Raw genomic sequence first — 2,638 nt, forward strand, 5'->3', positions numbered from 1 at the left:
GGAATTCAAGCAGCGATACGGCGTTATGAAGATCCACCATGAATTGAATCTGGAACTTCAACCACTGCAGCGTCGGTGCAGTCCACGACGGATTTCCCGGCTCATGAAGGAACTGGATATCCACTCCGTTACCGTCAATAAATGGAAAGCGGCTTCGGCTTCCAAAACCAAGGTTGAACAGCGTCCCAACTTGCTTAAGCAGGATTTCTCGACCACTGGTTTAAATCAAAAATGGACCGCTGATATGACCTATATTCAAACGAAGCGTAATGGCTGGTGTTACTTATCAACCATCATGGACCTGCACTCACGACGGATTATCGGCTATTCGTTCTCAAAAAAGATGGATACTGATTTAGTCTTAAAGACCCTGGAAAGCGCGGTTAAAAATCGAACCATTACTGGGGACCTGATTATCCATACGGATTTAGGATCACAGTATACCAGCGATGATTACAATCAACGTTTAACTGAACTACATATCCGCCACTCATACAGCCGTAAGGGTTGTCCGTATGATAATGCGCCAATGGAATCCTTTCACGCTTCCCTCAAAAAGGAATGTGTTTATCCAGTGCCGGTCTTTGAAGATTATGAAACTGCCGCTGCTGTCCTTTTTGAATATGTGCATGCTTTCTACAATAGGAAGAGAATTCATAGTTCACTGGGCTACCAGACCCCCTTACAAGTTGAAATCGCAACACTTACGAGCCAAATGGCCGCCTGATTTAATGCTTTCCAGGGTTCAAATAAGTTATTAATCGCGATTAATGATTTATTTGAGCTGTGGAAGGTAAACGCGGTTCTGAATGTCTCTTAAAATCTGTCTCAAATATTGACTTCAATCCATATCTTGTTTTGATTTGAAGTAATAGTAAAACAACCCCGGGGACTTTGAACTATTTGTTTTATCAATTATTTCTCTAACAGATACCTTAGAAAATCCTTTTTCTTTAAAAAGATTAAACGCTAAATCAAGTAGTTCTCTTTTACGTTCATCTGGACGCTTTGTTATTCTCATAGTGCCCTCCTTACATTACATATTACTATTGAACGACGTTCAGTCAATAAAATTATTAAAAAAATATTCTCTTATTCTTTATTCATTTTTTAAAATCACCCCCTAATCTTATTCAGCTTAGTAAACAAAGGATTCCTGTAATTGCATCTTGTATTTCACTTGTATCAGGCAATTCCTGTTCATCAATTAGATAATTAAAACTACCTAAGATAAGTGAAGTCAATAATGACATTTCAAACTTACTAGGCTTTTTCTCAAGCATATTTACAAGATTGTTTCCTAAGACTCTTTTTATCTCACTACTTAAATCTTTGCTGTCCAATTGAATAGAACGCAACGCTAAAATTTTTTCACGTTGTTTGATTAAAAGATCTTTTATGTCAGGCGCCAATATAGCTGTAATGCTTAAAAAATTTTGCTTTTGCTTATTTAATTTACTTCTTTTCTTCAATACTGAATCATAAGTCGACACAAAATCCTGAATCATTTTCGCAGCTAATTGATACTTATCCTGATAGTGCCTATAAAATGTCTGACGATTAATCAGGGCTTTATTAGAGATATCAATTACCGACACATTATTAAACCCACGTTGTCTTACTAAATGTATAAAAGAATCTTTGGATTGAAGTCAATATTTGAGACAGGTTTTAAGAGACATTCAGAACCGCGTTTACCTGCCACAGCTCAAATAAATCATTAATCGTGATTAATAACTTATTTGAACCCTGGAAAGCATTAAATCAGGCGGCCATTTGGCTCGTAAGAAGCTGTCTAAAATCTCTTAAGTAATAGTGCTAAAAACGCTAAAACGACCATTTGCAGACTGGTGGTTAATTGACGCTCACAATTTTTCCAAAGTCGCCGACAATTCTCTAACCAACTAAAGGAGCGTTCGACTACCCAACGTTGGGGTATGACTTCGAATCGATGCAACTCATTACGCTTCGCAACCTGCACGGTTGCGTTTAAATTACTGGCTACATCGAGCTGAAAATTAACGCCTGAATAACCACCATCAACTAAGACATTTTGAACCTGGCGTAAATGCATGGCATGTAAAGCGATCATTGCACTGGCCCCGTCTCGATCAGAGACGTTCGCTCGCGTCATGTGAATGGCCTGCGGAAAGCCATGGATATCAACTGCCAGATGGCGCTTAATTCCCGAGATTTTCTTACCGGCATCGTAACCTTTGTTTTCAGCAGTGGCAGTGTTTTTGACGCTCTGAGCGTCCACGATAATAAACGAAGTTAAAGCTGAACGTCCTTGGTAAGTTCGCCGATCAATGACAATTTTTTTAAAACTTGTTCCAATAAAGAATCAGCGGTTGGTTCAACTTTAGTTGACCAAATTTTGTAATAGTTGTAAACTGACCGCCATTCTGGGAAATCACCGGGAACTTGACGCCATTGGCAACCGGTTTTCAAGACATACAGAACCGCGCAGAAGACCTCGTAGAGGTCATATTTTCGAGGCTTGGTTCGCTTACGAAAATTTTCTAAAACTGGTCGAATTAATTCAAATTGTTGCCGGGTAATATTGCTGGGATAATTTTTCATAGCTTAAACTCGCTTTTTACATAGAAGTATATCAAAAATCATAGATCTTGGACAG

The 2,638-nt window shown here is 38.7% G+C and carries 4 protein-coding genes; 1 reads left to right on the top strand and 3 read right to left on the bottom strand.

The window, feature by feature from the left end; all coding sequences use genetic code 11:
• Positions 1-727: IS3 family transposase (locus KTE19_RS03480; RefSeq protein ID WP_249778573.1), on the top strand; the 727-nt coding region annotated here is incomplete at its 5' end.
• 114 nt (positions 728-841) lie between these two features.
• Here KTE19_RS03480 and KTE19_RS03485 read toward each other — a convergent pair.
• From KTE19_RS03485 to KTE19_RS03495, 3 genes are all read right to left on the bottom strand, one after another.
• Positions 842-1,021 carry a TetR/AcrR family transcriptional regulator gene (locus tag KTE19_RS03485; RefSeq protein WP_217341638.1) on the bottom strand — a complete coding sequence of 60 codons (180 nt, stop codon included), beginning with the start codon at positions 1,019-1,021 and terminating at the stop codon, positions 842-844.
• A 112-nt stretch (positions 1,022-1,133) separates the two neighbouring features.
• Positions 1,134-1,631, bottom strand: a complete 498-nt coding sequence (locus KTE19_RS03490) for a TetR/AcrR family transcriptional regulator (RefSeq protein ID WP_430681870.1) — start codon at positions 1,629-1,631, stop codon at positions 1,134-1,136.
• Positions 1,632-1,795: 164 nt separating this feature from the next.
• Positions 1,796-2,583 (bottom strand): IS5 family transposase gene (locus KTE19_RS03495; RefSeq protein WP_217341640.1). Its coding sequence is split into 2 segments (ribosomal slippage): positions 1,796-2,325 and positions 2,325-2,583, totalling 789 coding nucleotides; the frame shifts between segments, so codons are not numbered across the junction.
• Positions 2,584-2,638 lie beyond the last annotated feature (55 nt).

The sequence above is a fragment of the Lentilactobacillus dabitei genome (genome assembly GCF_019061365.1).
Lineage (GTDB): Bacteria > Bacillota > Bacilli > Lactobacillales > Lactobacillaceae > Lentilactobacillus > Lentilactobacillus dabitei.